Annotated in this window: 25 protein-coding genes, 4 tRNA genes and 1 riboswitch; of the genes, 6 read left to right on the top strand and 23 right to left on the bottom strand. The window is 40.6% G+C overall.

Annotated features, from left to right (window positions below):
* Positions 1-722: 722 nt before the first annotated feature.
* From DK924_RS01315 to xerD, 10 genes are all read right to left on the bottom strand, one after another.
* Positions 723-799: transfer RNA gene (locus DK924_RS01315), tRNA-Arg, on the bottom strand.
* Positions 800-842: 43 nt separating this feature from the next.
* A tRNA-Arg gene (locus DK924_RS01310) sits at positions 843-919 on the bottom strand.
* 46 nt (positions 920-965) lie between these two features.
* Positions 966-1,042: transfer RNA gene (locus DK924_RS01305), tRNA-Arg, on the bottom strand.
* A gap of 35 nt (positions 1,043-1,077) precedes the next feature.
* A tRNA-Ser gene (locus DK924_RS01300) sits at positions 1,078-1,170 on the bottom strand.
* A gap of 128 nt (positions 1,171-1,298) precedes the next feature.
* Entirely contained in the window at positions 1,299-1,481 is a 183-nt protein-coding gene (locus DK924_RS01295) for a hypothetical protein (protein WP_010391514.1), read from the bottom strand.
* Positions 1,482-1,835: 354 nt separating this feature from the next.
* A complete protein-coding gene (lysS, locus tag DK924_RS01290) occupies positions 1,836-3,371 on the bottom strand; it encodes a lysine--tRNA ligase (protein ID WP_109874147.1) in 1,536 nt (511 codons plus the stop codon).
* 26 nt (positions 3,372-3,397) lie between these two features.
* Positions 3,398-4,496 (bottom strand): peptide chain release factor 2 gene (gene prfB / locus DK924_RS01285; RefSeq protein ID WP_109874146.1). Its coding sequence is split into 2 segments (ribosomal slippage): positions 3,398-4,420 and positions 4,422-4,496, totalling 1,098 coding nucleotides; the frame shifts between segments, so codons are not numbered across the junction.
* 145 nt (positions 4,497-4,641) lie between these two features.
* Positions 4,642-6,363: a single-stranded-DNA-specific exonuclease RecJ gene (recJ, locus tag DK924_RS01280; RefSeq protein WP_109874145.1), complete on the bottom strand. Its 1,722-nt coding sequence runs from the start codon at positions 6,361-6,363 to the stop codon at positions 4,642-4,644.
* An 84-nt stretch (positions 6,364-6,447) separates the two neighbouring features.
* Positions 6,448-7,176: a bifunctional protein-disulfide isomerase/oxidoreductase DsbC gene (gene dsbC / locus DK924_RS01275; protein WP_010391520.1), complete on the bottom strand. Its 729-nt coding sequence runs from the start codon at positions 7,174-7,176 to the stop codon at positions 6,448-6,450.
* Positions 7,177-7,248: 72 nt separating this feature from the next.
* Complete coding sequence (gene xerD, locus DK924_RS01270; RefSeq protein ID WP_109874144.1) at positions 7,249-8,175, bottom strand: site-specific tyrosine recombinase XerD; 927 nt, start codon at positions 8,173-8,175, stop codon at positions 7,249-7,251.
* Between the two features lie 105 nt (positions 8,176-8,280).
* On the opposite strand from xerD, the gene fldB reads away from it, so the two are divergent.
* Positions 8,281-8,802: a flavodoxin FldB gene (gene fldB / locus DK924_RS01265; RefSeq protein WP_008467792.1), complete on the top strand. Its 522-nt coding sequence runs from the start codon at positions 8,281-8,283 to the stop codon at positions 8,800-8,802.
* A 50-nt stretch (positions 8,803-8,852) separates the two neighbouring features.
* Here fldB and DK924_RS01260 read toward each other — a convergent pair whose 3' ends face one another.
* The 3 genes from DK924_RS01260 to DK924_RS01250 all read right to left on the bottom strand — a co-directional run bounded on the left by DK924_RS01260 (position 8,853) and on the right by DK924_RS01250 (position 12,340).
* A complete protein-coding gene (locus DK924_RS01260; RefSeq protein ID WP_109874143.1) occupies positions 8,853-9,299 on the bottom strand; it encodes a DUF2147 domain-containing protein in 447 nt (148 codons plus the stop codon).
* A 175-nt stretch (positions 9,300-9,474) separates the two neighbouring features.
* Positions 9,475-11,484: an alpha-amylase family protein gene (locus DK924_RS01255; protein WP_109874142.1), complete on the bottom strand. Its 2,010-nt coding sequence runs from the start codon at positions 11,482-11,484 to the stop codon at positions 9,475-9,477.
* 157 nt (positions 11,485-11,641) lie between these two features.
* Positions 11,642-12,340, bottom strand: a complete 699-nt coding sequence (locus DK924_RS01250) for a tRNA1(Val) (adenine(37)-N6)-methyltransferase (protein ID WP_010391527.1) — start codon at positions 12,338-12,340, stop codon at positions 11,642-11,644.
* Positions 12,341-12,416: 76 nt separating this feature from the next.
* On the opposite strand from DK924_RS01250, the gene srmB reads away from it, so the two are divergent.
* Together srmB and DK924_RS01240 are read left to right on the top strand one after the other, a co-directional pair.
* Positions 12,417-13,643: an ATP-dependent RNA helicase SrmB gene (gene srmB / locus DK924_RS01245; RefSeq protein WP_010391528.1), complete on the top strand. Its 1,227-nt coding sequence runs from the start codon at positions 12,417-12,419 to the stop codon at positions 13,641-13,643.
* Positions 13,644-13,881: 238 nt separating this feature from the next.
* A complete protein-coding gene (locus tag DK924_RS01240) occupies positions 13,882-14,202 on the top strand; it encodes a BON domain-containing protein (RefSeq protein WP_024600791.1) in 321 nt (106 codons plus the stop codon).
* A gap of 448 nt (positions 14,203-14,650) precedes the next feature.
* On the opposite strand, the gene DK924_RS01235 is transcribed toward DK924_RS01240, so the two are convergent.
* Together DK924_RS01235 and yaaA are read right to left on the bottom strand one after the other, a co-directional pair.
* Entirely contained in the window at positions 14,651-15,607 is a 957-nt protein-coding gene (locus DK924_RS01235) for a mechanosensitive ion channel family protein (RefSeq protein WP_109874141.1), read from the bottom strand.
* A 119-nt stretch (positions 15,608-15,726) separates the two neighbouring features.
* Positions 15,727-16,506, bottom strand: coding sequence for a peroxide stress protein YaaA (yaaA, locus tag DK924_RS01230; protein ID WP_013465813.1), 780 nt, complete (start codon positions 16,504-16,506; stop codon positions 15,727-15,729).
* A 218-nt stretch (positions 16,507-16,724) separates the two neighbouring features.
* Between yaaA and tal the strand changes: the two genes are divergently transcribed.
* Both tal and DK924_RS01220 read left to right on the top strand, forming a co-directional pair.
* On the top strand, positions 16,725-17,675 hold the full coding sequence (gene tal, locus DK924_RS01225; RefSeq protein WP_109874140.1) for a transaldolase: 951 nt from the start codon (positions 16,725-16,727) through the stop codon (positions 17,673-17,675).
* A 226-nt stretch (positions 17,676-17,901) separates the two neighbouring features.
* The gene (locus DK924_RS01220; RefSeq protein WP_008110646.1) at positions 17,902-18,090 is read left to right on the top strand and encodes a DUF3545 family protein; all 189 of its coding nucleotides are present in this window, start codon (positions 17,902-17,904) and stop codon (positions 18,088-18,090) included.
* 59 nt (positions 18,091-18,149) lie between these two features.
* Here the strand turns inward: DK924_RS01220 and ung are convergent, their stop codons facing one another.
* The 8 genes from ung to DK924_RS01180 form a co-directional block, all read right to left on the bottom strand.
* Positions 18,150-18,812, bottom strand: a complete 663-nt coding sequence (gene ung, locus DK924_RS01215; RefSeq protein WP_016900536.1) for a uracil-DNA glycosylase — start codon at positions 18,810-18,812, stop codon at positions 18,150-18,152.
* Complete coding sequence (locus tag DK924_RS01210; protein WP_109874139.1) at positions 18,809-19,657, bottom strand: cobalamin-binding protein; 849 nt, start codon at positions 19,655-19,657, stop codon at positions 18,809-18,811. Before DK924_RS01210 ends, ung begins: the two co-directional genes overlap by 4 nt.
* The gene (gene cobO, locus DK924_RS01205; RefSeq protein WP_016900538.1) at positions 19,657-20,256 is read right to left on the bottom strand and encodes a cob(I)yrinic acid a,c-diamide adenosyltransferase; all 600 of its coding nucleotides are present in this window, start codon (positions 20,254-20,256) and stop codon (positions 19,657-19,659) included. Before cobO ends, DK924_RS01210 begins: the two co-directional genes overlap by 1 nt.
* Positions 20,249-21,730 carry a cobyric acid synthase gene (locus tag DK924_RS01200; protein WP_109874138.1) on the bottom strand — a complete coding sequence of 494 codons (1,482 nt, stop codon included), beginning with the start codon at positions 21,728-21,730 and terminating at the stop codon, positions 20,249-20,251. Before DK924_RS01200 ends, cobO begins: the two co-directional genes overlap by 8 nt.
* A complete protein-coding gene (locus DK924_RS01195; protein ID WP_010391540.1) occupies positions 21,730-22,740 on the bottom strand; it encodes an iron ABC transporter permease in 1,011 nt (336 codons plus the stop codon). The genes DK924_RS01200 and DK924_RS01195 overlap by 1 nt, the downstream gene beginning before the upstream one ends.
* 1 nt (position 22,741) lies before the next feature.
* Positions 22,742-23,554 carry an ABC transporter ATP-binding protein gene (locus DK924_RS01190; protein WP_109874137.1) on the bottom strand — a complete coding sequence of 271 codons (813 nt, stop codon included), beginning with the start codon at positions 23,552-23,554 and terminating at the stop codon, positions 22,742-22,744.
* Positions 23,555-23,645: 91 nt separating this feature from the next.
* Positions 23,646-23,776, bottom strand: a riboswitch (cobalamin riboswitch).
* A 57-nt stretch (positions 23,777-23,833) separates the two neighbouring features.
* Positions 23,834-24,763, bottom strand: coding sequence for a porin (locus DK924_RS01185; protein ID WP_010391543.1), 930 nt, complete (start codon positions 24,761-24,763; stop codon positions 23,834-23,836).
* A 163-nt stretch (positions 24,764-24,926) separates the two neighbouring features.
* On the bottom strand, positions 24,927-25,796 hold the full coding sequence (locus DK924_RS01180; protein ID WP_008467766.1) for a LysR family transcriptional regulator: 870 nt from the start codon (positions 25,794-25,796) through the stop codon (positions 24,927-24,929).
* Between the two features lie 89 nt (positions 25,797-25,885).
* Here DK924_RS01180 and DK924_RS01175 point away from each other — a divergent pair, with 89 nt between their 5' ends.
* On the top strand, positions 25,886-26,260 hold the full coding sequence (locus DK924_RS01175; protein WP_010391544.1) for a DUF413 domain-containing protein: 375 nt from the start codon (positions 25,886-25,888) through the stop codon (positions 26,258-26,260).
* Positions 26,261-26,341 lie beyond the last annotated feature (81 nt).

Genomic DNA, 26,341 nt, shown 5'->3' with positions numbered 1-26,341 from the left:
TAGGTTTTAGCAATGAGAAACTGTGTTTCTAACGTAAGTAAGCACTACGTCCACATTGAAAATTGACGATAATATTATTTGTAGAATGTAGCTTGCAGGCGTTTAGATTGTGAACTTCTCATTTACACCTCTTTCATTTCTCTTTGTGCATTTAAATTTTTAAGAGCGTTATTCACAAAGAGGTTAAGAGGCGCTGCGCTTTTAGAGAAGTGACTGGATACAAAATTTAGCGGTGTGCATAATTGGGTTTAACTAATATCTGAAAGCTTTCTCAAATTTCAGGCACAAAAAAACCGACTTAATGTCGGCTTATTTATGAAAGTGCTGGGCGCAGGACGTATCTTCTGAGAGTGGACCTCCGACCGTCGAGTGCAAACCCTACTGCTCTTCCAATTTCACTTTATTTCAGGCACAAAAAAACCGACTTAATGTCGGCTTATTTATGAAAGTGGTGGGCGCAGGACGTGTCTTGTAAGAGTGAACCTCCGACCGTCTGGTTCGTAGCTTACTACTTTTCCATATTCACTTTATTTCAGACATAAAAAAACCGACTTTCGTCGGTTTCTTTTCTATTAACTTTAATAGTAATAGAAAGTGGTGGGCGCAGGACGTATCTTTTAAGAGTGAACCTCTGACCGTCTGGTTCGTAGCTTGCTACTTTCCCATATTCACTTTATTTCAGGCACAAAAAAACCGACTTAATGTCGGCTTATGTATGAAAATGGTGGGCGCAGGAGGATTCGAACCTCCGACCGCCTGGTTCGTAGCCAGGTACTCTATCCAGCTGAGCTATGCGCCCACTTTCATATTTACTTATTTAAACTCTAAGTGAGAGTTGAAAGTGGTGGGCGCAGGAGGATTCGAACCTCCGACCGCCTGGTTCGTAGCCAGGTACTCTATCCAGCTGAGCTATGCGCCCACTTTCATTTTTGCTTGTTTTAACTCTAAGCAGAGTGTGTAAAGAGTGGTGGGCGCAGGAGGATTCGAACCTCCGACCGCCTGGTTCGTAGCCAGGTACTCTATCCAGCTGAGCTATGCGCCCATCTTTACGTTTACAAGATTTCGCCATTTAAAAAATGGTGGAGAGGGAGGGATTCGAACCCTCGATAGAGCTACAAACTCTATACTCCCTTAGCAGGGGAGCTCCTTCGGCCACTCGGACACCTCTCCGTCTTGTGGGGCGTATAATAAAGATTTCAGAAAATATGTCAAACACTTTTCTGACAAAAGTGACTATATGGCTATAGATTGCACATATGTCTGGTTTTAAAGTGTAATTAGTTTGAAAATTGATCAGGTTAGGTATTTGGAGTGCTTGAGTTTACACCCATCACTGGCACTAGTTCATCCGTAAGTTCAGCAAGATATTGCTCTTGGTAGCCCAATTTTTGAAACTCGGCAATGCACGCGCGGTAATAAGCTTGTCGCTGTTGCTCAGTGGTACTCTCATCGGGTAAAGATTCTACTTGTTTAACTTTCATATTATTTATCTAAGTCCTTTAGAAATTTTTATTTTTTACGACTAAGAATGACCGTGTACAAATTTCGGCCATATTTTAGCTAAAAAATTCACATAAATACAACATAATGTTTAAAAAACAATCATACCAAAAAGTTATAGCACTGCTTTAATGTTGCTAAGCAGTGAGGCAACTTTATGATAATGAAACTGAATTAAAGGTTAATATCCCTTTGTACTTACATTTTATTATCAGTGTAGTACTTATTAATTAAAAGCCCTAATATAAAGTTTAGGCAATGTCTCACAAACAATAAGGCAAAAAAAACGCCGCTAATTAGCGGCGTTAATAATTTTATAGTTTATTCCTTCAAGCTTAGTCAGCTTGTGGGCGCATGTGCGGGAATAAAATAACATCTTTGATAGTTGATGAGTCAGTAAATAGCATCACTAAACGGTCAATACCAATGCCCTCACCTGCCGTTGGTGGTAAACCATACTCAAGTGCGCGAATGTAGTCTTCGTCATAATGCATTGCTTCATCATCACCAGCGTCTTTCTCTTCAACCTGACGAGTAAAACGCTCAGCTTGATCTTGTGCATCGTTAAGCTCTGAGAAACCATTTGCTAATTCACGACCGCCAACAAAAAATTCAAAACGATCAGTTACAAATGGATTTTCATCGTTACGACGTGCAAGTGGAGATACTTCCCACGGGTAGCCTGTGATAAATGTAGGTTGGATAAGCATATGCTCAGCCGTTTCTTCAAATATTTCACATAAGAACTTACCTGGGCCCCATACGCAGTTTTCAGGAATTTTAACGTGTACTTGTTTAGCGTACCCTTTTAATTCTTCAAAGTGGTTTTCTGGGTCGTTAAATACCGCTGCATCAAACTCTGGGTTATATTTTAAGATAGCATCTGCCATGCTTAAACGCGTGAACGGTTGACCAAAGTCATACTCGACTGAATCAACAACTTCGCCGTTTTCATCTTTAGTGGTGTTAACCACAATTGGGCTGCCCAGTACGTTAGTTGCAACTGTACGTAACATGTCTTCGGTGATGTTCATTAGATCAATGTAGTCAGCATACGCTTGGTAGAACTCAATCATAGTGAATTCTGGGTTGTGGCGTGTCGATAACCCTTCGTTACGGAAGTTACGGTTAATTTCGAATACGCGGTCAAAACCACCTACCACTAAACGCTTTAAGTAAAGCTCTGGTGCAATACGCAAGTACATGTCGATATCAAGCGCATTGTGGTGTGTTACAAACGGACGTGCCGTCGCGCCACCAGGAATAACCTGCAGCATTGGCGTTTCTACTTCCATAAAATCGCGGTCTGCTAAAAAGCGACGAATGCCTTCAACTACTTGTGAGCGAATACGGAATGTTTCACGCGTTGCTTCGTTAGTAATTAAATCAACATAACGTTGGCGGTATTTAGTTTCTTGATCTGATAAACCATGGAATTTTTCTGGTAATGGGCGAAGTGACTTAGTCAGCAGTTCGTACTCTGTCATTTCTACGTATAAATCGCCTTTACCTGATTTGTTCAATGCGCCTTTAACACCAATAATATCGCCAATATCAAGCTGACCATATTTTGCTTTTAAATCTTTTTGAACGTCTTTTGAGGCATATGCTTGTACACGGCCTTTCATGTCTTGAATAGACATAAATGGACCACGTTTAGCAAGAATACGACCTGCAATCGATACCACATGCTGTAATTCGATTAGCTCTTCTTTACTCTTATCACCAAACTCAGCCTGCAAATCTGCCGTGTAATGCTCACGACGGAATTGGTTTGGATGACCGTTGGCTGGGCAATTTTCGCGAATAGCGTCTAATTTGCCGCGACGCTCAGCGATTAACTTATTTTCGTCTTGGATTTGATCAGTCATTTTTTAGCTCTTTTTTAGCTTGGTGGTTATAAACCAGATTTTAAGCTGGCTTCAATAAATTTATCTAGGTCGCCATCGAGTACCGCTTGAGTGTTACGGTTTTCAACGCCAGTACGTAAGTCTTTAATACGCGAGTCATCAAGTACGTATGAACGAATTTGACTTCCCCAGCCAATATCAGACTTGTTGTCTTCTTGGCTTTGCTTTTCAGCATTTTGCTGCTGTAGCTCAAGCTCAAATAATTTCGCTTTTAACTGCTTCATTGCTTGGGCTTTATTTTTATGTTGTGAACGCTCGTTTTGACATTGCACCACGGTATTGGTTGGTACGTGAGTAATACGTACTGCCGATTCAGTGGTATTTACGTGCTGACCACCCGCGCCAGATGCACGGTAAACGTCTATACGTAAGTCAGACGGATTAATATCAATCTCAATGTTGTCATCAACTTCTGGATAAACAAACGCAGATGCAAACGAGGTATGGCGACGGCCACTTGAATCAAATGGGCTTTTACGAACTAGGCGGTGTACGCCTGTTTCAGTGCGTAACCAACCATATGCATACTCACCAGAAAAACGTACCGTTGCGCCTTTAATACCAGCAACATCGCCATCGGTCGCTTCAACAAGCTCTACTTTAAAGCCTTTTGCTTCACCCCAGCGTAAGTACATACGCAGTAAAATATTACACCAGTCTTGTGCTTCAGTACCGCCAGAGCCTGATTGTAAATCAAGGTAGGCATCGTTTGAATCGTGAGAGCCTGAAAACATACGACGAAACTCAAGCCCTTCAAGCTGCTGGTTTAAATCAGCTAGTTCGCTTTGTGCTTCATCAAAGGTGTCTTGATCTTCAGCTTCAACAGCAAGCTCTACTAAACCTTCAACATCGTCAGTACCAGCAACAAGGTTATCGATTGTTTCAACCACGGCTTCTAGTGCTGACTTTTCACGACCAAGGGCTTGTGCGCGCTCAGGCTCATTCCATACGGCTGAATCTTCAAGTTCGGCGTTAACTTCTTCTAAACGTTCTTGTTTAAGAGCGTAGTCAAAGGTACCCCCGAAGCAGTTCAGTACGTTCGCGAATTTCCTTGATTTGATTAATCACAGGATTCACTTCAAACATGTACATTACTCCAAAATGGCTAGGTTATTGCGCACTTAAAAAAGAGACCGAGCGCAATTAAAAATCATTAAATAATAAAAACGCCCGATTTTAACAAAAAACCGCGCGTTTTATTAGCCTTTTATGCATGGTTTGAAGATATTTTTTAGCCCACTTTTTCAAGCTCTCTAACTATAAGTTGTAAGCTAAATTTACCTCTAAATTCATTTATATCGAGCTGATACGCTACTTTGACAAACTGCGCCTCGGTATCTGGCCACGCTTTTACATCTATCCCAAAGGCAATGGCATCCACTAAGCGTGCAGACTGATGCTTTAATACCAGCTTTAAGTGTTTTTCACCCACAATACGCTGCTGGATTACTTCAAAGGTGTGTTCAAATATCGGCTCAGGAAACTGCTGCCCCCACGGGCCCGATTGTTTTAAAAGCTGGGCAAAATCCATGCTAAAGCAATCATTAGGTAGCTCACCATCGGTAAATACAATACAGCGTTTACTTTCTTCACTGAGTTGCTCGCTAACTGCACTATCAAATGCGCGTTTGAACTCAGCAAATTGCTGCTCGTTAATACTTAAACCTGCCGCCATTGCGTGGCCGCCAAATTTATTAATTAAACCAGGCTGCGCAGTGTTTAAACCTTCAAGCAGGTCGCGCATATGTAAACCTTCAATAGAGCGACATGAACCTTTTATTTCACCGTTTTCGCCACCCGCAAATATCACGGTTGGGCGGTGGTACTTTTCTTTTAAGCGCCCCGCTAAAATGCCAATAACACCTTGATGCCAATCGTCTTGATACAAACAAATAGCATCAGGCACACTATCTTCTTTAAATGCCAATCTATCGAGCACGGCTTGCGCTTCTACTTGCATACCTTGCTCAATTTCACGTCTGGCAAAGTTTAAGCTGTCAAGCTCACCGGCTATGCGCCTTGCTTGATTTATGTCGTTGCTAAGTAAGCAAGCTATACCTAGGCTCATATCATCTAAACGCCCTGCTGCATTTAAACGTGGCGCCAATGAAAAGCCAAAATCGCTGGCACTCAAACGAGCTGCATTGCGATTAGCCACTTCAATCAGTGCGGTGATACCTGGGCGGGTTTTACCACTTCGAATACGTGCCAAGCCTTGATGGACTAACGTACGGTTATTCGCATCCAGAGCCACCACATCGGCCACCGTACCAAGGGCTACAATATCGAGTAAGTCAGCAATATTTGGCATAGGATGTTGGTTAAAGTAGCCTTGTTCACGCAGCGCACTTCTCAATGCGATAAGCAAATAAAACGCCACACCAACACCAGCTATCGACTTAGAGGGAAAATCACAGTCATGACGATTAGGATTAACAATAGCATCGGCATTAGGCAGTTGATCGCCTTGTAAATGATGATCTGTAACCAGCACTTTAATGCCTGCGGCTTTAACAATATCAATCCCTGCAATACACGATATACCGTTATCTACGGTGATCACTAAATCGGGCTGCATAGTGACTATTTGATCAGCCAATGCTGGGCTTAAGCCATAACCTAAACTAAAGCGGTCTGGCACTAAATAATCTAAATGGGTAAAGCCAAACATGGCCAACCCTTGCATTAAGGTGGCGGTGCTGGTTGCGCCATCGGCGTCAAAATCGCCAACAATTAGTATTTTACTTTGTGCATGCAGTGCATCAATTAATAGTTGGCTGGCTTTGTCTATATCTTTAAATAGCTTAAAGTCGAGCAAAGTGGCCGCACTATTATTTAATTCATCAGCATGGCAGACGTTACGCGTGGCATAAATTTGCTTAATAACAGGATGTAGATGACTAGGTAGATGAGAGTCGTCAACAGGTTCTCGCGCAATGATCATTTTTTTCATGCTGGTTTTTAACTTATGATATTCATAACAAAAAGACAAAAAAAAGCCATAAAGGCCTTTTTAAACAGGTACTCAGGTTTTTAATTAACCTGCTTTATTCGCCTCAAGCGCAGCGCTTAGTGCGGCAGCTGGTTGGTAGCCTGGGATCATCGTGCCATCTTCTAAAATAATAGCCGGTGTACCACTAATTCCAAAGCTTTGCCCTAATTGGTAATGCTCTGCAACGGGTGCGCTACAGTCTTTTACAATTTGTGTATCTGCACCAGATTTAGCTTCAGTAAGTGCTTCTTGCTGATCTTTAGCACACCACACATTCATTAAATCAGCATAACCTGACCCCTGTAGGCCGCCACGTGGAAATGCTAGGTATTTAACCGTAATACCCGACTCAAGTAAGTCATCAAGCTCACGGTGTAATTTGCGACAGTAACCACAGCTAATATCAGTAAACACGGTAATGCTGTGTTTTTCTTCTGGCGCCTTATACACAATCATTGAATCTTCGTATTCTTTTAACCCTGATTGACGCACACCATTAAGTGCTTGCTCAGTTAAATTACTACGGTTGTTTAAATCGATTAGCGTACCTTGCATTAAAAACTGACCGTCAGGGCTTGCATACAGCACCCCTTTATTGGTGATCAATTCTTTTAAGCCAGCAACCGGACTTGGGTTAATTTGTTTAACCGTTACTCCTAGCGCGGCAAATTTTGTCACAATAGGATCATTGGCATCGGGTGTTACTGCAACACCATTAGCAAAAGCGCTCAAACTAGTGCACAACATGGCACCTGCTAACATTAATTTTTTCATAACGGGTTCTCTATCCTAAAAATACTTATCTTATCGTGTCTATATGACCGGCTTAGTGACAAAAAAATTCGCTTAAGCACGAGGATGATGCTCAGCATGCACCGATTTTAATCGCTCATTCGCTACATGCGTATAAATTTGGGTAGTTGATAGGTCGCTGTGGCCAAGCATCATCTGCACCACACGCAAGTCAGCCCCATGGTTTAATAAATGCGTTGCAAATGCATGTCGCAAGGTGTGGGGCGATAACGGCGACTCAACGGATGCCAAAATAGCATAGTGTTTAATCCGATGCCAAAAAGTTTGTCGTGTCATGCCCACCCCACGTTTAGAGGGAAATACAAAATCGGTGGCATGTTTTATCATTTTTGCTCGCCCAAGCTTTAAAAATTGCTCCAGCCAATACATAGCCTCTTCACCTAAAGGCACTAATCGCTCTTTATTTCCTTTACCTTTTACAAACACCACAGCTTGGCGCAAATTTATTTGCTCCATTCTCAGCCCTACCAGCTCAGTTACCCGCAAACCCGTTGCATACAAGAGCTCGAGCATGGCTTTGTCGCGCAGCCCCATTGGCTCTTCTGTATTGGGGGCACTTAATAGCGCCTCTACTTCGGCCTCAGAAAGCGTTTTTGGTAATGATTGCCCCGCTTTAGGCTGAGCAATATTGACCATAGGTGAGTCGCTAATTATTTTTTCGCGTACAAAGTACTGATAAAAACGTTTTAATGCACTAATACTGCGTGCAGTACTGCGTGGCTTTAGCCCTAAATCAACACGATGTGCCAAGTAACTTTCAACGTCGAGGCTGGTTACCGTCATTAAGTTTTCGCCTTTTAAAAATTGGCAAAACTTATCTAAGTCACTGCGATAAGCGCTCAGCGTGTTTTCACTTACGCCTTGCTCTAAATAGAGGCTATCAAGAAAGGTTTCTAAAAAGTCGCTATTGCTGCTTAGCTCATTATTTTGTTCAGGTAAATCGTCAGATAGCGTTGTCACGTTGTGATCTCATGTTGGTAATACCACGGGAGAAGGTATCAATTAAAAATACCTTACGGTAAACTTGAGCCTATCATAACAGGCAATTACACAGTGATAAATACGATGCAGATTGGTTTATTTTTTGGTTCTACTACCTGCTATACCGAAATGGCGGCAGAAAAAATACGCGACATTATAGGCGCCGACATTGTCAGCTTACATAATATTAAAGACGAGCCGCTTAAAAACGCTGAGCAATATGACTTTATCATTTTTGGTATTTCTACGTGGGACTTTGGCGAAATTCAAGAAGATTGGGAATCAAAGTGGGACGACATAAAAGACGTTGACCTAAATGGTAAAACCATTGCCTTATTTGGCATGGGCGATCAGCAAGGATATGGCCAATGGTTTCAAGACGCATTAGGCATGCTTCATGATGAAATAAATGCCCAAGCCATTACTCAACTTGGCTTTTGGCCTAACGACAGTAATTACGAATTTGAAGCCTCTAAAGCCCTTACCGAAGACGGTAAACAATTTGTTGGTTTAGCATTAGACGAAGATAGTCAGTACGAGCTAAGCGATGAACGAATTGCCACCTGGGTAGAACAGGTGATGACAGAGTACGCTGAAACCCTGTAACTGTGCACTTTTGCAAAAAGCGCTGCTATGCAGCGCTTTTTAATACTTAACTATTCTACTTTTAACCAGTATTGGTTACGGTAAAAAAAGCCCACATAACCACGCACTTCAAGTTTTTCGCCATTTTGTTGCGGAGTTAAACGCACGCTGTAGGTTTTACCGTTATTTGGGTCGAGTATTTCACCGTCTTCCCAACTACCGTCACCTGCATAAGTTACCTTTTCAATAATGGTCATGCCTAGCATCGGCTGATTCTTTTTATCACCGTTGCACTCGCTGCAAAGCGCATCTTGCTTGGCTTTATTGAGTATTTTTTCAATTTTGCCAGTCAGTAAGCCATCTTGCTCAGTAATGCGTACATAAGACTTTGCTTCTTTGGTGTCTTCATTAATGGTTTTCCAAAGCCCTACAGGACTCATGTTTGCATGCGCACTATGGCTTATAAATAAAGCTGCAGCGAGAGTGCTTAGCAAAGTTAGTTTATTGAAGTTTTTCATAGAGTTGCTTTGATTTTAAATAGCGAATAAAACAATAATACCAGCTGATTTATAAACACACTATGAAATTACATAGCTAATTAGGTGCATGTAAAAAATAAAAACCAAGTGCTTTTAACACACTTGGTTTTTAATTAATAATCACGTTTTAAAGTACATGATTAAAAGTGCATATTTAAAAGTCACGCACCTCTACACTTGAGCTATTAAATTCAAACATATTAATTTTGCCGCACTGGGCCATATGGTTAGTGCTTGCATATGGGGTATCAGCTTGGTTTATATCGCCCTCCCACTCTGGGCCATTTTTTATAAATGCTTTGAGTTCAAACCAGCCGTTAACGGCTTTACTGCAATCCATATCAACATCAAGCATCCAGTAGTGTTCACCCCATATATTAAGCGGTGTAACGCCAAAACCATCGCTATCTACCGTTTTTTTCGCCCCGAATTCACTAGGCCATATATTAGTAGTCCAATCCATAGCGGTACCCTGCGCCTCACTGCTTTGACCTTGTTCGATACCATACCAATCTAGGTAATTATCGTTTGCTTTCCAAGGCAAAGTGGTGTTGTTTTTTAAATTGTTGTGACGAATAGGCATGGCACATTCAACGTTCGTTGTTTGGCAGTTTCTACCAAGGTTTGCATTGGCATAAGTGTGATCTATTCCACCACGAACAAACATATCTTGTCCGCTTTGTGTTAGCGCATTGATAAAAACAACGGTTCTTTGCCAATCACCGCCGTTATTAGGGAGCGAGCCTTGTAGTAATTTAGCATTTTTATGAATAGCCATGGCATCCCATGGCGCCACATTTAAATTAATAGTGCCGTTACTATTAACTGTAATAACCTCATTACTACAGCTTTTAGCATCACCCGAAAGCTCACCTTTTAATACGTTACAGTACTGCCCAGCAGCCATATCTGTTTGAACTGTTGCATTTAAAGTTGAGTCTTCTTTATTAATTGCCATATGGCCTGAGCTACCTCGCCCAAATGCAATCTGGTTATTGGTGTTATCCCACCAGTTGGTTACAACCCAGTTATCGGCAGTGTTATTTCTAAAATCAACACCACCAGCAATGTACGACCAACGATGCTCACACTTCCATTTGCTTGCAAAACATTCCAAGTTACCATTGTTGTGCACTGGCACACTTGGCCCACCTGCATCGGTATCACCATGAAAGTCATAACTCGACATGACTTTTGGGTACCCATACGGATACGCCAACATAAAGACGTTAGCTAGGTCGTATAAACGGCCATCTTCAAAAGTAATTACATTACCCGCACCACCATGCCCACGTTGGTTATCATGGTTATCAACAAATACCACAGCTGATGAACTTGGCATAAAACCCCAACCTTCACCAAAATTACTTAGCCACGCAAGCGAGCCATTTCTAAATGTATTACCAAGCTGTGTACTGTATTTAAACTCAGTAACTAAACCTGTACTTAAATACTCTGAGGCATCTACCGCTTCAGTACCTTGATCTATCACCTCATGAAAAACCACTGGCGAGCCATTTATTTTTGCCATTAAACTTTGAATATCACTTGCAGCAACATGCTTAGCAGCATCAAACCTAAAGCCTTTAACTCCTAAGGCTTGTAAGTCATTAATATATGCCGCTAACGTATTTTGCACATAAGTTGAAGCGGTATTTAAATCGGCAAGCCCTACCAGCTCGCAATGTTGCACACGGTAGCGATTATTACCGTAATCCTCAGGGTTAATTGAACAGCTTTGGTGAAAATCTTGTGGGCTGTAAATAGGATATTGTTTATTACCAAAGTTATTACCGTCGGTACCAGTACCATCACCTGCAGCCATATGGTTTATTAGGGTATCAACATATATATCTACACCTGCCGAATTACATCGATTAACCATATCTATAAACTGCGTCCGGTTCCCGCCACGGCTTTGCAGTTGGTAGCTCACAGGTTGGTAGCGAGTCCACCATTGATTACCTGTAATATGCTCGTTAGGCGGAGATACCTGTACAGCAGCATATCCTTTGGGCCCTAAAAACTGTTCACATTCTTGAGCTATATCTTGCCAGTTCCATTCGAATAGATGCACAAATGTTGTAGGTGCAGCCATAGCTAAGCTTGGTAAAGTTAAGCCAAGGCTCAATCCTGCAGTGGTGATTATTTTATTCAGCTTCATAGTGTGTGTTCCAAGTGTTGAGCGAGTTAAGCAACATACTCGACGTTATTTACAAGTGGTTAACACTAGTCTGGTGATTGATTAAATAAAAACTGAATACGTATGCATAATGGGTAAATTATCCTTTTTTACTAGATAACCAAGCTCAATAAATAGCTTACATCTTTAAATAAAATGCTTTGCAAAGCCCGACATAATCAGCTGTGTAGGTGTTGTTTTCATCTTTTATGCAAAGCACTGATTGCTCTAATTCTGTTTTGATTGAGCTAAAGCGCATTAAGCTGCGGCTGAACACTTTACTCGGTGTGGTTTTTACTTGGCAATGCGCGCTTAAATACAGCCCTTGCTGCTGCGCCAAGGTTATAAATAACTGTGCCTCTTCACTAGGCAGAATTAAATTAAAACGTGCTTGCTTATGCGTTAAGCGTTTAAACGCAGCAATTAGTTCTGCAAAGCTTAAACCATCGGTATGGCGAGCGGCATTGCGTGCTGCATTATCACTTTTTAAACTGTGATTAAAATAAGGTGGATTAGATATAACGCAATCAAATTTAGTCTCAGCCGCAAACTGCTGTACACACTGGTGATAAATGCTAATGTCTGGCCAAGGGCTTTGCTGGCAATTTTGTACAGCTTGCTGGTAGGCGGCCTTATCAACCTCAACCGCACTCACCTTTAAATCTGGCACTCGCTGTTTACACATTAACGCCAACAACCCCGTACCTGTGCCAATATCTAATAACGAACTTGCACCGCTTAAATCAGCCCATGCTCCAAGTAAAATACCATCGGTAGATACCTTCATGGCGCACTGGTCGTGCTCAACCTTAAATTGTTTAAATGCAAAACCAGACATTTTTTCACCTTTTCATTCACCAAGTAGGTTTAAGTGCGTATAATTAACGGCAATTGTCCCCTATTTTTGACACTCTATGCAATTTTCTGAATTTGATCTTGATAATAAGCTACTCAATGCTATTAATAAAATGGGTTTTGAAACCCCTACTAGCATTCAACAACAAGCCATTCCTGAGGCGTTGCAAGGGCGTGATATTTTAGCGTCTGCACCAACAGGTACGGGTAAAACGGCGGCATTCTTAATTCCAGCAATTCAATATTTAATGGATTTCCCGCGTCGTGATCCGGGCTTTGCACGGGTATTAATTATGACCCCAACTCGCGAGCTTGCTTATCAAATTCATGAACAATGTGAGTTACTTGCAAAACAAACCCACTTAAAAATTGGGGTGGTTACCGGCGGTATTAATTACGGTACACACAAAGAAATTTTTGAAAATAATAACGACATTTTAATCGCCACACCTGGGCGTTTAATGGAGTATTTGGAAACTGAAAACTTCCACGCAGAAAACGTAGAAATGCTCATTCTTGATGAGGCCGACCGCATGCTCGACATGGGCTTTCGTAAAGAAATGCTGCGTATTTGTGATGAAGCTAAAAATCGTCGTCAGTGCTTTTTATTCTCAGCTACTCTTGAAGGTGACAGCGTAGAATTATTTGCAGAGCGTATTTTAAACGACCCGGCTCTGCTTGAAGCCGAATCATCACGCAAAGAAAAAGCTAAAATACATCAATGGGTTCATTTAGCTGACGATTACCATCACAAGCTTGAGCTATTAGTTAACACCTTAAACGGCCCTGATGTTAGTAAAGCGATTGTGTTTGTAAAAACTCGTGAGCGCCTTGAAACCCTTATTGGTGAACTAACCAATAACGGCGTTAAAGCTGCGTGGCTTCGTGGTGAAATGCCACAAGATAAACGCATGAAAGCGATGGAAAATTTTCACAGTGGCAAAACCCGCATTTTAGTCGCGACCGATGTCGCCGCGCGTGGTATTGATGTAGCTGATATAAGCCATGTAATTAACTTTGATATGCCTCGCACTGCAGATGTTTACGTACACCGTATTGGCCGTACAGGCCGCGCGGGTAAAAAAGGCATAGCGATTTCACTAATTGAAGCGCACGATATTGGCATCCTTTACAAAGTAGAACGTTACATAGAGCAGAAGCTAAAACGCCGTGTATTTAAAGGATTAGAGCCAAAACATAAAGAAGCTAAGCCACCAGTTAAAAAGCGTAAAGATCCAGTAAAAATGAAAGCGAAGAAAAAAGCCAAAGCTAAAAAGAAAAAATAGCTTTAGCTTTAATACATTTGATTGAGCCGACGTTTGTCGGCTTTTTTGTGGCTTAAAAACAGTGAGTAAGCAATTCAGAGTAATATGTAAAAACTACTTAGCTGAATAACTACTTAACAAAATATCTAATTATTTCAAATAGTTAATTTTGGAATGAAACTTGTAACCCAAGCTAGTGTATGAGTATTAAAACGCCGAGTATCGGCGCTGCTTTTTCAAAAACACTAAGGATATAGTTATGAGTCGCATTAAATTTACTATCGGTTTTATTTCGTTTTGTTGTTTATTTTTATTAGTCTCTGCTTTTAAAGTTAGTGCAGCAACGCATTTAGCAGTAGTAAGTAGTGTGGCCACACAACCTAATTTACAACAATCTATTACTCATGAGTTACGTACTAATCCAAATTTAGAATTAGAAAATTTGAACGTACAGGTCGAAAATGGCGACGTTGAACTTAAAGGCAAAGCTAATAACGGTTTTGAACGTGCTCTTGCACAAAAATTTTTAGAAAATATGGATGGAGTTAAAGTAATTCGCAACAAAATTAGTGTTATTTAATACACCTCCTTCTTAACTTATTCTTCAGCGCTGCTTGCTTCTCCAACACAAGCGGCGCTTTTTATGGCCTGCACAATATAAATTCAATACAGACATAATCCCAATCCAGTTTAAATAGCTTGATTAAAAGCTTTTTCGTTTACGCACCAATCGCGACGCTCATTGCAGCTACTTAAACCATTGAATCCTTTATTACTCACAGACACTTACTATATAGGGCTTGCATCAAGCTTGAGCAGAAATTCGATTAATTAAGTAATCTATTTTGAGATGAGAAACCTTATCGATATAGTTTTCTAATTGAGACGCTTTTAACTTAGTTAACGCAAGGCTTTAATTACTTCAGATCATCAATTAATTATTATAAAAAAGCGCGTTTTACTTTGTAAAAACGCGCTGATAGTCAGTAACTATTTCCCAATGCTTTTACCATGGGGTTTTAAATTATTTATTTACCTTGGCTTGCATCATTATTATTGTCACCCTCTTTGTTTGCTGACTGCTGACTTATTTTATCGCTTATCATGGCATCGAGTTTTTCACCGCCCTTAATACCAAAATCCAACGTACGAATAGGAAACGGAATACTTATATCAGCAGCATCGAGTGCTTGCTTTACTGCCACAACGCCTTTGTGACGCACCGTCATAAAATCGGGCTCACCAGGGTATTTAATCCAAAACCATACCAGTAAGTTTATACTGCTATCACCAAAGCCTTCTGCGTACACCGCGGTCTCATTTTTGCGGATCACAAAGTCAAATTGATTAATTTTTTCGACAATAACTTCACTGGCTTTTTCTATATCATCAGCGTAAGAAATACCTACAGGTACCTCTATTCTTCTGACCCCTAAAGTGCTGTAATTACGCAGTACATTTCTAAATAGTATTTTATTAGGAACCAGTATCAACTGCCCGTAAAAGCTCTCTATTAGTGTGTTGCGCAAGTTTATTGAATGCACTGAACCAAATACGTTATCGGTCTCGATAACATCACCCGCTTTGAACGGTTTACGAATACCCATAGCAATACCCGCAATTAGGTTTTCGGTCATATCTTGAAAAGCAAAACCAATGGCGAGACCAACAATACCTGCACCCGCAAGCAGTGACGTAACGGTACTTTTTAAGCCCATAAAATCAAGGGCAATAAAGACCCCGACACTCAGAACAATAACTTTAAAAATGGAGGCCATTAAGTCAGCAATTTGAGTAGAATCGAGCGAGCGACGCAATACTTTTTTCATTCCTTTGCCTGCAAGGCGGGCAATAAATGAAAATATAATCGCAATAATCACCGCGACTATAAAGTTAGGGATATGACTTATAACAACATCAAACCAACCGCCGAGCTTCTCTTCTATAAGTTTTTCGGCTTCTGTAATTGAGGGAATTGAGAGCATTTATTTTATACCTTAGTTTCTATTAATAACCTAAGGTTTGCAAAAATAGCGCCAGTATAAAAAAAGCCATGCAATGCATAGCTTTTTGGGTATGTGTTTAGCTGCAAATAGCGCTAAATTTAGCTTTGCTCTTCGCGCAAAAATACCGGTTCAAGTTCTTTAGTGGTTGCTTCTGAGCTAAAGTAATAACCGGCCACGGTAAACTCTTTAAGCTGACTTAATTGCGTGACTTGGTTTTCGATAAGGTAACGCGCCATCATGCCGCGCGCTTTTTTAGCGTAAAAGCTAATCACTTTATATTGGCCGTTTTTACAGTCTTTAAAATGTGGCGTAATAATTTGTGCGTTAAGCGTTTTTTTATCTACCGCTTTAAAGTATTCGTTAGACGCTAAATTAACTAAGTATTGTGCATCTTGTGCCGCTAAAACGTCGTTAAGTTTATTAGCAATAATACTGCCCCAAAACTCATATAGGTTTTTACCACGGCTGTTTTCAAGCTTTGTACCCATTTCTAGGCGGTAGGCTTGCATTAGATCAAGTGGTTTTAATAATCCGTATAAACCCGAGAGTATACGTAAATGCTCTTGAGCATAATCAAGTTGCTTAGCCGTTAGGGTGTCGGCATCTAAACCGCCATATACATCGCCATTAAAGGCAAGCACCGCTTGTTTAGCATTACTCGTAGTAAACGGTTGCGCCCACTCACTAAAACGTGCTGCATTAAGGCCCGCGAGCTTATCGCTAATTTTCATTAAACTGCCAATCTGCGCAGGAGTTAGTTCACGGCATACTTTCATGAGCGCTTCGCTGTGCTCAAGTAATTCAGGTTGAGTGAACTTATCTGTTGCGGGTGGCGTGTCGTAATCAAGATTCTTTGCTGGTGAAATAACAGTGATCATAGTTAGCTATTGACTTGTAAATTATTTAATGTCAATTTCAACATTAAATGAGACGAAAAGCACGTTTTGTTTAAAATTATCCTACCTAAAACTCAACCGTTACCGTTTTTTCATTGATAAGGACATAAGACCTATCAAGCATTGTCACACTGTTGCAGTATAGCTATATTAAGGTAGTTTAGATTTTCTTTTAACTTGCTTGGAATGAGGAAAAGCAAATGACTAGCGCTCTACAAAGGCTTAAACAACACTCTTCTATCGTGGCCGACACGGGCGATATAGAAGCCATAAAAAAACATCAACCTGAAGATGCGACTACCAATCCATCGCTGCTTTTAAAAGCGAGCGAGATTGAAGCTTACAAACCTTATCTAGATAAAGCATGGCAATACGCTAAAGAAACCGAGCAACAGCCTGCAAAACAACTAGAGCTGGCTTGTGACTATTTTGCAGTATTACTCGGTAAAGAAATTAGCGAAATTGTTCCGGGTTATATTTCTACTGAAGTTGATGCACGTTTATCATTTGATACCCAAGCAACAATTAATAAAGCACATACTTTACTAAGCCTTTACGAGAAAGAAGGTGTAAGCAAAGACAAGATTTTAATTAAAGTTGCCTCTACTTGGGAAGGCATTAAAGCCGCAGAACAGTTAGAAAAAGAAGGCACTAAATGTAACTTAACGCTTTTATTTAGTAATGCTCAAGCCCGTGCCTGTGCTGATGCAAACGTATTTTTAATTTCGCCATTTGTTGGCAGAATTTTAGATTGGCACGTAGCAAACGGTATGGAAAAACCAACCGACCCGCTACAAGATCCTGGCGTACAATCGGTGCGTAGTATTTTTGAGTTTTACAAACGTCACGATTACAAAACGGTTGTTATGGGCGCAAGCTTTCGTAATACCGGTGAAATTATTGCCCTTACAGGTTGCGATAAGCTAACAATTAGCCCTAATCTTTTAGAAGAGCTAGGTAATTTAGAAGACGCACAAGAATACTTACTAGAGAGCGATATTGCTAAAGAGCCAAAACCAGAGCCACTTAGCGAAGCACAGTTCCGTTGGTTACATAACCAAGATGCTATGGCTACTGAGAAACTAGCTGAAGGTATTCGCTCATTTGCAGATGCGCAAGAGCAACTAGAGGCACGCTTTAAAGCGATGTAACTAACAGCTGTTTAATGAGTTAAAAAACGTCGCTTTTAGCGGCGTTTTTTTATGTCTGCGATTTACTTTAAATACTCGACTTGTCCCCATTTACGTTCTTTTTGTATTGATCTTCATCAAAATACCACCCATCAGTAACAGTTTCGTCACATTTATATTCTATTTTATTAATAGCTGTGGTATAGATACTGCCGAGGTTCAAAAAGTGGTCAATAGGAGATAATCAATGGATAGCCTAAACGAAATAATAGAGATATTAGAAGGTTCTGATACATCGAAAAAAACCTCTCAAAAAAATAAAAAAAGAAAATGGCGCGAAATAGAAGCAATAAAAGATAAGCAACGTTTGCGCAAAGAACTACAGGAGCTCGACTATTTTGCTGATAGTATTGCTATTGATGAATTAGAGTTTTAATCAACAACAGCATCTAAAAAGGCTTTCATTTATGAAAGCCTTTTTTAATACCAATTACCCTATACTTGCCAATTAATGGGCTGTGCTCCTTGCGCTATTAACAGTTCATTGGTTTTTGAAAAGTGCTGACAGCCAAAAAAGCCGCGATGCGCTGAAAGCGGTGAAGGGTGCGGCCCAGACAATACATGATGGCGCTGGCGATCAATGCTTTTACCTTTTTTTTGTGCATGTGCGCCCCACAAAATAAACACCACTCCTTGGCAATGCTCATTTATATGAGTAATTACGTTATCGGTAAATTGCTCCCAACCTAAATGTTTATGGGAATGGGCTTGCCCTTGCTCTACTGTTAGTACGGTATTAAGCAAAAACACACCTTGATCTGCCCAGCTTTGTAAATAGCCATGCTCCGGTGTAATAAAACCATTAATGTCAGTCACTAACTCTTTATAAATATTTTTAAGTGAAGGCGGGAGCTTTTTAACTTCAGGCAATACAGAAAAACACAAGCCATGCGCTTGCCCTTCTCCATGGTAAGGGTCTTGACCTAATATAACCACTTTAATGTCACTAAGTGGAGTTGCATCAAACGCGTTAAACACCTGCGGTTCTGGTGGAAACACAGCAATACCGTTTGATCGTTTATTCGCAACATATTCAAGGGTTTGCTGCATATATGCTTGGCTAAGTTCGTGATTTAAAAAAGATGACCAGTTGCTCATAATTGACTCTTAATAAGTTCTCTAGATACCTCAATTTTGTCACACATTTGTGCTAACCCATCAAGCATTCTAGGGGAAAAACGATGTAACAAATCCGCGTTAACGCTAATAAATTGCTCATATTTAACCGCCGGAATTTCAGGCCATTGCTGCCAATTAACTGTAGGTATTACCCGTTTTGATTTTTCATCAGGAATAATAATAACTTGTGGCTTAGTCACTATCACGTTTTCAATGCTGATTTGTGGGTAATCTGTGTCGCTGTCGGCAAATACATTGGTTACTTGGCAGGTTTCGATTAACTGATTTATCCAGGTATTTTTTGATACCGTCATCATAGGCTCTGGCCACAGCTGATAAAACCCAGTAAGCATTGTTTTATTATGCTGCGCGGCTTTAATTGCGTTGAGCTTAACTGTAAATGCCTCAGCTACTTTTTTACTTTGCTCAATATGACCGGTTAATTGACCTAATTTTAGTATTTCCTTAGCTACGCCTTCAATAGAGCGTGGATTACTTAAATGCAATTCAATCCCTAGTCGCTTAATTTGTGCTAAATCTTCTGCCTGATTACCGCTTTTCCACGCAATGACCATGTCAGGCTTGAGCATGAGTAACTTTTCGATAGAAATGCCATTATAGCCGCCGATACGCTCAATTTTAGTCGCCTCTTGTGGGTAATCTGCGTAATCCAGCGTGCCCACTATTAGATCACCCGCCCCAATGGCATATAAATTTTCGACTATGTGTGGTGCCAAAGCCACAATACGAAGCGGCTTGTCGGCTAAGGCTTGAGGTACATAAACAGCAAACAATAACATCCCAAGAATAATGCGTTTTAACATTAGTAATCAAAGCCTTTTAGTGCTTTTACGCCCGACTCAAACGCATGCTTTACATTACGCACTTCACTTACGGTATCGGCCAGCTCAATTAAAGTACGGTGCGCAGCACGGCCAGTAATAATTACCGATTGCATTACAGGTCGGTTGTTAATTGCAGCAACCACTTCCTCAAGGTCGATATAGCCATAGGTCACCATATAGGTGAGCTCATCGAGTAATACCACATCGATACTGCTGTCGCTTAGCATCCGCTTTGACTCTTGCCATGTTGCTTGTGCTGCCGCAGTATCGGCCTCTTTATTTTGCGTATCCCAAGTAAAACCTGTGTTCATAACAGCAAATTCAACTCCAGCTCCTTGTAGTAAATTACGCTCACCACATTCCCATGTACCTTTAATGAACTGACATACCGCGGCCTTTTTACCATGGCCAACACAGCGTGCAACCACACCAAAACCAGAGGTTGATTTACCTTTGCCATTACCAGTAATAACCTGAAAAATGCCTTTTTCTTGCTGTGCCGCTGCTACTCGAGCATCAACTTGTTCTTTTACTTTTTGCTGGCGCTGTTGGTGCTTGTCGTTTGTTGATTCAGTCATTGTTATGTCCTTGGTAAATTTTAATAATTTGTTCAATGTTTAAATGTGTTTGGCACATTTCAGCGAGGCGTTCTAGCTGGCGCTCGCGATGCTCATTGATGCTGATACCACTAATTTCACTGTCAGGTTTTAGCCACTTTAATAGCAGCTCTGTAGCGGCTGCGTTGTCAAATAAGCCATGTAAATAAGTACCAGCAATAGCATTATCATCACTAATAAAACCATCAGTTTCAAAGCCATTTGGGTGTTTATTAAAGCGAATAAGTGGTTTGTTGAGCGCCTGACCTTTACTGATCCCAGCATGTATTTCGTAACCCTGACAAGCAACCTGCTGCTGGTTTAAATTGAGTATTGCATTTACTTGGCTTAGCACTTTTTGCTCACCTAAAATGGTATCAAAATCACTAAGCGCTAACCCAGCTATTTGCCCTAATGATGATTCCACCGCATTAGGGTCACAAATCGTATTACCTAGCATTTGCATACCGCCGCAAATACCCAATACTTTGCCACCATAGCGTAAATGGCGTTTTATTTGCTGATCCCAGCCTTCATTTTTTAAAAATACCAAATCGCTAAGTACATTTTTACTGCCAGGCACAATAATTAAATCAACATCAGGAATTGTTTGAGTATGGCGCACATAGGTTATATTTATATGTGGGTGTAATCGCAGTGCATCAAAATCGGTATGGTTACTAATATGAGGCACTAGCAGCACCGCAATATTAATGCTGGCTTCGGTCACATTATTATCTATAGCAACGGCATCTTCGGCATCAAGTGCTAAATCGTGTAGGTAGGGTAACACCCCTAACACAGGTTTACCTGTGTACTCTTCAAGCCAATCTAACCCGCCTTGTAATAGGCTAATGTCACCACGAAAACGGTTAATCACAAAGCCTTTTACCCGTGCTTGCTCTGATTCGCTTAATAGCGCCAAAGTCCCTACTAGGTGAGCAAACACACCCCCTTTATCAATATCAGCAATAATAATAACCGGACAATCGACCTTTTCGGCGTAGCCCATATTGGCGATATCGTTTGCGCGTAAGTTAATTTCAGCTGGGCTACCAGCCCCTTCAACCAACAATAAGTCAAAGCGTTTAGCTAAACGATTATGCGAGGTTAATACCGCTTCCATAGCCACTTTTTTATAGTCATGGTAAGAGTCGGCTTCCATATTGCTAATAGCCCTACCATGAATAATAACTTGCGCGCCGGTATCACTATTGGGTTTGAGTAATATCGGGTTAAAGTCTATTTCAGGTGCAACTTTTGCCGCAACGGCTTGTAATGCCTGTGCTCTACCAATTTCACCGCCATCATGAGTTACGGCACTATTAAGCGCCATATTTTGCGGTTTAAACGGCGCTACATTAACACCTTGATTAGCAAACACTCTGCAAAGTGCTGCAACCAGGGTACTTTTACCCGCATCTGAGGTAGTGCCTTGTACCATTAGTGTTTTCATTATTGAACCACCAGCTGACGCTTACGAAAATACAATATACTTAAAAAGAATAGACTGCCGATAGCCGCCGTGATCACCCCGATTGGCAACTCTTGATTACTTAATAGTGAGCGAGCGAGCACATCGACCCACACCATAAATATTCCCCCGACTAATCCGGTCATTAATAATCCAACGCGGCTACCTTGAGAGATAAAAAAGCGCACTATGTGTGGCACCATCAAGCCAACAAAACCAATACCACCACAGTTGGCAACTAACACGGCCGTGATCAACGAGCTTAAAATAAGCATTAAAATTCTAAAACGATGTACTCTTACGCCAAGCGTTGTCGCACTTTCATCGCCTAACAACATGGCATTAAGCTGGCGCCTAAAACCCAACATGATTATTGTACAAACTATAATGACTAAGACAGGTAACAGCAGCGACTGCCACTGTGCTTTAGCAAAACTACCTAAAGTCCAAAATAAAATAGCCGCGACCGCTTGTGGATCGCTCCAATAAAGTAGCAAACTAGTAAAAGCACTAAATAAAAATGATAGGGCTACCCCCGCCAATAACATCGATTCAACTTGGGCATTACGCTGGCTGCCAGCAATTAAAATTAATAATCCCATCGCCACTAAACTACCGGTTAATGCCGCCCCAGATAGCGCAATACCCGCCCCAGCTCCCACAAAAGACATTAGTATAACCACACCTAATGAAGCGCCGGACGAAATACCAAATAAATAAGGATCTGCTAAGGGATTACGGGTGACTGTTTGTAGTATTAAACCTGCAATCGCTAAGCCACTACCGGCTAAAAAAGCCAACAAAGTACGTGGCATTCTTAATTCAATAATAATACGGCTGGTAAATGAAGCCTCGTTTGAAAAGGTTAAGCTTTGATATACATCTGCGAGCGACGTGGGTGCCGCACCAAAACTCAGTGCAATAAATAAACTTAATAGTGCGCATAGTAGCGCAGCGATTAATGCAACGGTATGGTTAGAAAAAACCGTCATATTATTGGTATCCATAATAATAAGTAATATGAGGAATAGCCTCACCCGAAGCTGCTGATTGAGGGTGAGTGCTCACTTGTGCACAAACGCCAAACACCTCATCCAGCATCTGCTCAGTGACCACTTTATTTGGCTTACCTGCATCAACAACTTTTCCATTTTTAATAACCACTAACTCATCACACATAGCAGCAGCTAAATTTAAGTCATGAAATGACGCAAATACCGTGATCCCTAGAGATTTAGCCAGCTCCATCAGTTGAATTTGATATTTCACATCAAGGTGACTAGTTGGTTCATCCATAATAAGAAGTTGCGGTTGCTGCACAATAGCGCGGGCAATAAAGGCTCGTTGCTTTTCACCGCCAGATAGCGAATCAAATAATTGAGTACTATGAGATTCAAGCCCCACATGGCTAATAGCCTGAGCTATTTTTTGTTTATCTGCTTGGGTGGTCGAACTGAATACCGTTTTATGTGGCGTAAGCCCTAGAGCCACAACATCGAATAACGAGAGGTTAAATTGCGACGGTGTTTCTTGTAGCACAACGGCAACTTGCTTGGCGTAGTCTTCGCTTTTTAGTTGCCAAATATCGGTGTTATTAAATTTAACCTCTCCCGCTGACGGCTGATTAAATCGATACAAGCAACGCAGTAAACTCGATTTTCCCGCACCATTAGGACCAATTAAGCCAACAAACTTGCCACGCTCAATACTCAAATTAATATGCTCAAGGATTAAGGTGTTACCCACTCGCCAAGAGACATTTTTAACGGTTAGAAGTGCAGTTTTTTTAGCGGTTTGAGTGTGCAAAAAATTATCCTAGGCAGGGAAAACCCACACTCAGTACCACAAGTACCACAAGTACCACAAGTACCAAAAAGAAAATGAGTTAACCCGCTCGTTATATGAAGTTTTAAGGCACTTGTATCTGACTTACAGTAAAACTGATTACAGTTACGGGTATAGTTGAGGAGTTTCACCTCATTCCAAATGCTTGGCTATTATGCGCAGATAAGTAAATAATTTAAAGCAAAAAAAACCGCACTCAGCTGAGTGCGGTTAAAAGGGAGTGTTTTAACTGAGGTCTAGTTAAAACTTATATTCCATACCTAAACCTAGGTAATCTTGGTCAACGTTGTTGTCCATATCAAAACTTGAGTAAAAGCCAAACACCTTAAGATTTTTGTTTAGCTTGTGATCAACACCTACCGATACTGCACTTTTATCATCGCTGTCATCAAAATCCATTGTTTGATATTGCACTTTAAAAGTGTTGCTACCCATTAGGTAAGCTGCATTCACTAAGTAACCGTCAGCTTCAGCGCTACCGTCTACTTTTTCTTGTGTTTGGTACATTGCACCAAGTCTAAAATCTTCAATTTTACCTTGAACTGTTGCACGTACTACGTCGTAACCATTTACTTCACTATCAGCAGCAACAGCAGCATATACAGCGCTCTTTTTAAGGCCAGCATCACCATAAGTTAACGCCACTGAGTAACCATTTTTGGCATCTTTATCATCTTCTGCAATAAATGAAGCTAATACTTTAAAGCCTTCATATGAGTTTGAAGCGTAAGATACTGAGTTACCTAAGCGGTTTTCACCTTTAAAAGTGTTTTTAATATCACCTTCAAGGTCATTAAATAAATCAAGTTTACCTTGCGCCTGCTTTAGCGCTGTATCGTTACGGCCTATTACTACCTGACCAAATGAACCTTTAAAACCTACATATTGATTACGTGCTGAAATATTATCTTTATCGCCTTTTGAGTCAGCATCCGACACATCAACCTGAAATTCAAACTTATAAACAGCTTCTAAACCGTCTGAAATTTTTTCAGACCCTTTAAGTCCGAAACGAGATGCATTACTTTTAATTTCAGTAAACGACCCTTCACCATCGTCAGATGATTGAACGGTTACATTCGCTTTACCGTAAATGTCTACTTCTGCAAGCGCATTAAAAGATAAACCACTAAGTAAGGCTAAGCATAAGCTCGATTTTGCAAATTTCATGTTATTTCCTCGATAATCACAATAGACTAATTTTTAAAACAGCAGCAGTGTGTCACCACTAAATGACAAAAATATTACAAAGGACACATTTTTGTCTTTTTAAGTTAATAAAACTGCATTAAATCTGAAATCAAAATAACATCTAAAATATACCGCTTAACGACTACTTACTTTGTTTCAATAAACTCGGTGTCATTTGCGACAGCAAATTAACCAGAGTTTCTATTAACTCTTTCTGTTCGTTATCTCTATGATAGGCAACAAATACATCTCTTGACGTATTTTCTACCCCTTTTACATGAAAAAGTTCGCCTTTTTCTAAATGATCTTTAACTAATACCTGTGGAATAAACGCACTACCGCCACATTGCAGTATTAAATCAAGCGCTATACGTCCGGTACTGGTTCTAAAATAAGGCGGCGTTTTACCGGTAAATTGACGGGCATGCCAAAGAGAAAACGTAGTTCCCCAATCAACATAAACATATTGATTATCAAAAAAGTTATCGCCTGTTGCGGTGTCGTAGCCACTAACCGGAATAATAGGTAGTTCACAAATTCGTTCAACAACGAGTTCGTCTACTTTTGGTGGATCAAATAAAATGGCTAGATCAAGGGTGCGCTCTAATAGTAATCGAGTGCTCTCTTGTTGTGCTTTTACCTCTGCCACCAAAGATACACCGGGCATAGCCGATACTATATTTGTAATACCAAACTGTAAAAACGCATCCCAAATATTAGGAGTCCCAGCCAAGCTGATTTGCTTATGCATATTATCTGCAAGTGCAACATCCACTTTGGCCCTTTGCATTCCAGTAATAATCATTTGAGCATGCGGCAACAAGCGCTCACCAGGGGCGGTGAGTTGAATATTATTGCGCTGGCGAATAAATAAATTTACGCCTAAGCCCTGCTCTAATTGACGAATTCGAAAACTCACTGCAGACTGCGTTATGTATAGGTTTTCTGCCGCTTTACCAAAATGGCGAGTACGCACCACTTCAACAAATGTTTTTAATAAATCTATGTCCAATTTTTTATCCTCACGATAAAAATTTTTTGTTTAAAAAAATAGCGATTATGTACCATACTCCAGCTAATAATTGGTATGAGGGTACAGCTATGAGCAATGATATTTCACTACTTCGTCAAGCATTTGTTAGTCAACGTCAGTTTTATGATGATCAAAACTTTCCACGCGGATTTAGTCGCAGCGGACACTTTACCCTGTTAGAGGCAAGTATTTTAGAACAGCACGGTGTTGTTTTAAAAAGCTTGTATAACAAAGCAGTTGAGCCACAAAACGAACATCAGCAACAATTTGTCAATGCGGTTAGTGGCATAGTAGAGCCAAGCAACCCCATAGAGCGAGCATGGGTTAAATACTTAAAGTTAACAACCTGCAAAACAAAATTTCATACATTATTTGGTCGCTCAAAAATTTCAGGGCCAACACCAATCAGTCAAGATTATTACTCTGAGGCAGACAATCTATAAGTCATTACAATAGTTGCTTTTTGGCGTTTTAGCAGTTACAACTTGTATAAGCAAACATTTTTGCAAAATTTAAACAGGCTG

It is taken from the genome of Pseudoalteromonas sp. meg-B1, from assembly GCF_003173795.1.
GTDB lineage: Bacteria > Pseudomonadota > Gammaproteobacteria > Enterobacterales > Alteromonadaceae > Pseudoalteromonas > Pseudoalteromonas undina.
This window is presented reverse-complemented; position numbering and strand designations above follow the sequence as displayed.

What these genes read in the sequence shown, in the direction of transcription:
- DK924_RS01295 (WP_010391514.1), bottom strand. Translation starts at nt 1,481, where the DNA reads ATGAAAGTTAAACAAGTAGAATCTTTACCCGATGAGAGTACCACTGAG.
- lysS (WP_109874147.1), bottom strand. Translation starts at nt 3,371, where the DNA reads ATGACTGATCAAATCCAAGACGAAAATAAGTTAATCGCTGAGCGTCGC.
- recJ (WP_109874145.1), bottom strand. Translation starts at nt 6,363, where the DNA reads ATGAAAAAAATGATCATTGCGCGAGAACCTGTTGACGACTCTCATCTA.
- dsbC (WP_010391520.1), bottom strand. Translation starts at nt 7,176, where the DNA reads ATGAAAAAATTAATGTTAGCAGGTGCCATGTTGTGCACTAGTTTGAGC.
- fldB (WP_008467792.1), top strand. Translation starts at nt 8,281, where the DNA reads ATGCAGATTGGTTTATTTTTTGGTTCTACTACCTGCTATACCGAAATG.
- DK924_RS01260 (WP_109874143.1), bottom strand. Translation starts at nt 9,299, where the DNA reads ATGAAAAACTTCAATAAACTAACTTTGCTAAGCACTCTCGCTGCAGCT.
- DK924_RS01255 (WP_109874142.1), bottom strand. Translation starts at nt 11,484, where the DNA reads ATGAAGCTGAATAAAATAATCACCACTGCAGGATTGAGCCTTGGCTTA.
- DK924_RS01250 (WP_010391527.1), bottom strand. Translation starts at nt 12,340, where the DNA reads ATGTCTGGTTTTGCATTTAAACAATTTAAGGTTGAGCACGACCAGTGC.
- srmB (WP_010391528.1), top strand. Translation starts at nt 12,417, where the DNA reads ATGCAATTTTCTGAATTTGATCTTGATAATAAGCTACTCAATGCTATT.
- DK924_RS01240 (WP_024600791.1), top strand. Translation starts at nt 13,882, where the DNA reads ATGAGTCGCATTAAATTTACTATCGGTTTTATTTCGTTTTGTTGTTTA.
- DK924_RS01235 (WP_109874141.1), bottom strand. Translation starts at nt 15,607, where the DNA reads ATGCTCTCAATTCCCTCAATTACAGAAGCCGAAAAACTTATAGAAGAG.
- yaaA (WP_013465813.1), bottom strand. Translation starts at nt 16,506, where the DNA reads ATGATCACTGTTATTTCACCAGCAAAGAATCTTGATTACGACACGCCA.
- tal (WP_109874140.1), top strand. Translation starts at nt 16,725, where the DNA reads ATGACTAGCGCTCTACAAAGGCTTAAACAACACTCTTCTATCGTGGCC.
- DK924_RS01220 (WP_008110646.1), top strand. Translation starts at nt 17,902, where the DNA reads ATGGATAGCCTAAACGAAATAATAGAGATATTAGAAGGTTCTGATACA.
- ung (WP_016900536.1), bottom strand. Translation starts at nt 18,812, where the DNA reads ATGAGCAACTGGTCATCTTTTTTAAATCACGAACTTAGCCAAGCATAT.
- DK924_RS01210 (WP_109874139.1), bottom strand. Translation starts at nt 19,657, where the DNA reads ATGTTAAAACGCATTATTCTTGGGATGTTATTGTTTGCTGTTTATGTA.
- cobO (WP_016900538.1), bottom strand. Translation starts at nt 20,256, where the DNA reads ATGACTGAATCAACAAACGACAAGCACCAACAGCGCCAGCAAAAAGTA.
- DK924_RS01200 (WP_109874138.1), bottom strand. Translation starts at nt 21,730, where the DNA reads ATGAAAACACTAATGGTACAAGGCACTACCTCAGATGCGGGTAAAAGT.
- DK924_RS01195 (WP_010391540.1), bottom strand. Translation starts at nt 22,740, where the DNA reads ATGACGGTTTTTTCTAACCATACCGTTGCATTAATCGCTGCGCTACTA.
- DK924_RS01185 (WP_010391543.1), bottom strand. Translation starts at nt 24,763, where the DNA reads ATGAAATTTGCAAAATCGAGCTTATGCTTAGCCTTACTTAGTGGTTTA.
- DK924_RS01175 (WP_010391544.1), top strand. Translation starts at nt 25,886, where the DNA reads ATGAGCAATGATATTTCACTACTTCGTCAAGCATTTGTTAGTCAACGT.